Source organism: Microcystis sp. M165S2, assembly GCF_020245885.1.
Taxonomy (GTDB): Bacteria; Cyanobacteriota; Cyanobacteriia; order Cyanobacteriales; family Microcystaceae; genus Microcystis.
The window spans coordinates 1-3,786 of the sequence record NZ_JADBTZ010000295.1 but is presented as its reverse complement, the minus strand read 5'-3'; the positions used below and the strand labels follow the sequence as shown (position 1 = coordinate 3,786).

Annotated in this window: 6 protein-coding genes; 2 read left to right on the top strand and 4 right to left on the bottom strand. The window is 42.3% G+C overall.

Annotated features, from left to right (window positions below; translation table 11 throughout):
• Window positions 1-432: 432 nt before the first annotated feature.
• Complete coding sequence (locus IM479_RS14940) at window positions 433-1,296, bottom strand: alpha/beta fold hydrolase (protein ID WP_287684308.1); 864 nt, start codon at window positions 1,294-1,296, stop codon at window positions 433-435.
• Between the two features lie 232 nt (window positions 1,297-1,528).
• Here IM479_RS14940 and IM479_RS14935 point away from each other — a divergent pair, with 232 nt between their 5' ends.
• Window positions 1,529-1,981: a hypothetical protein gene (locus IM479_RS14935; protein WP_287684310.1), complete on the top strand. Its 453-nt coding sequence runs from the start codon at window positions 1,529-1,531 to the stop codon at window positions 1,979-1,981.
• Window positions 1,982-2,026: 45 nt separating this feature from the next.
• On the opposite strand, the gene IM479_RS14930 is transcribed toward IM479_RS14935, so the two are convergent.
• The 3 genes from IM479_RS14930 to IM479_RS14920 form a co-directional block, all read right to left on the bottom strand.
• Window positions 2,027-2,176: a hypothetical protein gene (locus IM479_RS14930; RefSeq protein ID WP_287078282.1), complete on the bottom strand. Its 150-nt coding sequence runs from the start codon at window positions 2,174-2,176 to the stop codon at window positions 2,027-2,029.
• Window positions 2,177-2,519: 343 nt separating this feature from the next.
• Complete coding sequence (locus IM479_RS14925; protein ID WP_286825908.1) at window positions 2,520-3,071, bottom strand: Uma2 family endonuclease; 552 nt, start codon at window positions 3,069-3,071, stop codon at window positions 2,520-2,522.
• A gap of 65 nt (window positions 3,072-3,136) precedes the next feature.
• Complete coding sequence (locus IM479_RS14920; RefSeq protein WP_502845724.1) at window positions 3,137-3,259, bottom strand: hypothetical protein; 123 nt, start codon at window positions 3,257-3,259, stop codon at window positions 3,137-3,139.
• A gap of 145 nt (window positions 3,260-3,404) precedes the next feature.
• Here IM479_RS14920 and IM479_RS14915 point away from each other — a divergent pair.
• On the top strand, window positions 3,405-3,786 hold a 382-nt coding region (locus IM479_RS14915), incomplete at its 3' end, for an RNA-guided endonuclease InsQ/TnpB family protein (RefSeq protein WP_287699478.1).

Below are 3,786 nucleotides of genomic sequence, written 5' to 3'. Positions count from 1 at the left end.
GACTTTCCCGATTTGGGACAATGGTTTATTGATATCTATTATGATAAGACCTAGTTTGTAGTTAACTAAGATGGTTAGCTAAAAACTGTCTTTGATTCTTTAACTTGTCCTTGTTATACTCGAAAAAGCTCGGAAGTATAAAAGATTGTGCTGCCTATTTTTTCGGAAAAATAGGTTGTAATGGGAGACTCTTTGTTTTCCTGGACAAAAATAATTACTTTTTCAAAAAAACACTTTTCTATTTTTTTGTTGGGTATTTTATTCTCTGGAAGTCCCTAAGTCTGAATTTGTACGCTTTGTACATAAGAGTTATCAAGAAACTATAATTATGATAACATAGTTTTTGAGGAATTGTTTAGATACAAAGTCAGCATTCATGAGGGGGTGTGGGGCGAATTACTTCGCCCCTTTAAAAGCCCCGTGCCATCGCACTCAAGCGAGGCACTTCTGCTGACATTCAGTTAAAATAGCCATCATCTTTTGGGCTACCTCTGCTGTTTGTTCCAGCATGGCAAAATGACCACAATCGGATAACTCAATGACGTTGCTGCCAGTTTCAAACAAAGGATGAAAACTGGCCAGATGGTTAACGTACTTAACTTCCATAATCGTATCCTCTTTCCCCGCCAGAAAATAGACCGGTTGCGGGAGACGGGAGACAATCTGGGGTAAAAGATGAACTTCGCTCATAGTGGTGGTTTCCAAAAGTGACCCTAGGGCTGCTTGGTAATCGGCCCGGACAAAATCAATCACGCGCTGTTTGCCCCATTTTTTACCTAGGGTTTGCTTGACCATCATCCGCGAGAATAAAACATCAATCAAGGGAACACCAGGCAACCAAGACGGTCTTCTCTGTAAAATCTGTCTTCCGGCTTCCCGAAATCGCTCAAATTCCTCCTTTAGATAGATGCCACCGCCGGCATTCATACAGATTACCCCTTTAATCCGTTCAGGACAGCTATCCGCGGCCCACAAAGCAACACTACCACCGAGGGAATGACCAACTAACCAAGCAGCATCGAGGTTTAAGCGGTTAAGAAGGGTAATAACGTCTTGGGAGTAGGATTCAAGGTTATAACTGCTAGGAGGACTGTTAGAGGTGATTTTTTGGGAGTCGCCAAAGCCCCGGAGATCATAGACTAGACAGGGATAATCCGGGGAGAGAATATCTACCAAAGGCTGCCAGTAGTGACGACTCAGCAGCCAACCGTGTATAAAGACTAAAACCGGTTTATCCGCTCGGGGCGAAAATAACTCGTAACTGTGGGATACTCCCGATATGTCGATGGTAGGCATATAATCAATCTCAACCTAAATTAAACCGTTGATAGGGGTTACTAGGGAAACTTCTAGGGAAAAATAGATGTATTTAGCCTTGTTTATAGAGCAAAATCAGGGAAGCTTCGGATATTCCCCTGACAGCTGTTGACTCACTGCTATAGACAATTTCAAAAGCTTCTACTTAAAGTATAAAACACTGGAGATACCCCCCTAAAATAGGATGAAAACCCTAGACCAGGATTCATCTATGAAATGCGATCGCTTTTTAACTCTTTCCCTCGTCTTCAGTCTGGGATTAGCTTTTCCCCCCTCTTTACCCGCTCAAAATCCCCCCGCTACCACCTTTCAACCAGGTCCTTGGCAGCCTGTTGCTAGGGTGAATATGAGTCGTCCCGTGGAGATTAAAATCATCAATCAAACCGATATTGACCTCAATTATGACCTATCGGCCAATATTAATTCCTCTCCCCAATTATTATCTCCAGGTACGGAGACAACCCTAAGAGGTTTGGTAATTCCGGCATATATTCTGATTAATCGAGCTAATGCCGCCGCAGATCGCCATTCTTCTAGTTTAATCTATGCCGTAGAGGTCAATGATGATAATTTAGTCACGATTACTGTCACCAAAGTTCCGGGGAGTACCCCCGGTTATACCACCTTTAACATCAATCAACAGGGTGCTATTTATATTTACTAGCTCTAGCTTAAGCTGTTATGGAGCCACCTCGATTGTTAATTAAGTTTACGGCTCCCAAGCATTTTTATGGTTATTTTCTAATGGATCTTCCCGATAAATAATTTGGATGATGTAATGGGTATTGGGTTCTAATTCAATCTTTTCTTCGGGACGGAAAACCATTCCATCATAACTAACTCGTAGATTTTTTATCATAATGGATTGTTGAGAAGTAATTCGAGTACGGCCTACACAGTGCCTTAAGGCTAGTGTAACACACCCTCTCAACTATAACTGCCGCACGATCGCACCCTCTTCTAGATGCCGATATTCTACTAAAGATGGGAAAATATCAGTCCTGTAGGGTCAAGGTCGATCCTCGTGGGTGGGGAAATGGAGGGAATTTTCGGGTAGGTTGACAACAGTAATTGTTTTTCTCAACCTATCGAAAAACTCGACACTATACCCCGTTTCTAATCCCTCGATTTGATGTTTTTCTACCAAGGTTCCCACGGATAGTCTTTCTTCATGCACCAATTCAAAAATGAAATTTTTGCCGCTATTGCATTTTTAACCACGAGAAAACTGCCTCGACGGTTAATTCTAGATCGATATCCGGTAAGATTTCTAGTCGATCGAGACCTTGGCGTAATTCGGGTTGTCGATCGGGAAGAAAAATGAGGATTGATCGATCTTCGGCATCGAGTAGCCATCCCAGTTTACAGCCGTGTTTAAGACAATACAGGATATTTCCCGTGACTCGGTTGGAACTTTGTTCGGGGGAAAGGATTTCGATCGTCCAGTCGGGAGGGATGAGAATATTATCGAGAGGTTCACCGTTGGTATCGAAGGGGATATTCTGCCAGAGGAGTACGGCGATATCGGGGACGATTGATCGACCTGCGAAGGTACAGCGCAATTCGGGAAACGCATAAGCGATTTTTTCTGTTTCGGTGATGCGATTAATTTTCTCGATTAATTTGCTCTGTAATCGAGCGTGTCGGGTTTTCGGCATAGCTTTTTGAACGATTCGACCGTCGATATATTCCAGCGCGGGTTTGCTTTCCGGTAGTGCAAGAAATTCGGGTAGGGTGAGGAGGGATTGGAGCATTTTAGAAATCTATTATGTCAAACGCTTGGGAATGGTTAAGTTGGTTAAGACTGGTATAGTTCACTTCAAGATTCATTCAGTAAAGACTCTAAAATTTCGGGTGTTAATCCTCTTGCTTCGGCCTCATCACTAATTTCGTCCATCAGCTTACCAAGAAAGTCGCTATCGTCTTCACTCGGCCTTCTCATCGAAAATTTTGGGTCTGAAACCCCGTCGTTCTACGACGGCTTTACTGTTAAATATTAACACATTTACGGAATATATGCTAAAATGCTCCCCATGTAAAAAGCCTACTCGTTTCGATTTTACCCCACACCCGAACAAGAGTCGCTATTGCGGCGCACCTTGGGCTGTGTAAGATTAGTTGACAATAAAGCTCTCCATCTCAGAACACAAGCATGGTACGAAAGACAAGAAAGAGTAGGATATGCTGAAACTTCTTCAATGTTGACCGATTGGAAAAAGCAAGAAGAATTAGACTTTTTAAACGAAGTTAGTTGTGTACCTTTACAACAAGGGTTAAGACATTTACAAACAGCTTTCACTAATTTCTTTGCTGGTCGTACTAAGTATCCTAACTTTAAGAAAAAACATCATGGAGGAAGTGCCGAATTTACTAAGTCAGCTTTTAAGTTCAAAGACAGACAAATCTATTTAGCTAAATGCACAGAACCTTTACCAATTCGCTGGTCAAGACAAATCCCAGAAAGCTGTG